General features: G+C 68.5%; 1 pseudogene. It reads right to left on the reverse strand.

Annotated elements, in window-relative coordinates:
* Nucleotides 1–292: pseudogene (locus tag SB724_RS19785) on the reverse strand (GH36-type glycosyl hydrolase domain-containing protein); the annotation flags it as partial.

The raw sequence follows: 292 nt of genomic DNA on the forward strand, positions 1-292 counted from the left end.
ATCACCTGGTACATCAACCAGCCGTTGGCCAGCACATCCAGTGCAGGTTCTGGCGTCTCGATCTGCACGGTGTCCAGTGTGCGCCGCCAGTAGGCGCTGACCTTGTCGAACTCGTCCATGGCGGCCTGCAACCCCCGGTACTGCTGCACGCAGCGGGTAGCGGCGCGGGCGTCCCGGGCGGCGCCCAGGCGGAATACCACCTCCCGGCTTTCGCCAGGCTCCAGCTGCAGCGCCACCTGCAATGCCGCGCACGGGTCCAGACCACCGCCGGTACGCCCCGACAGCCGTGACT

It is taken from the genome of Bacillus sp. SIMBA_031 (genome assembly GCF_046535225.1).
GTDB lineage: Bacteria > Bacillota > Bacilli > Bacillales > Bacillaceae > Bacillus > Bacillus velezensis.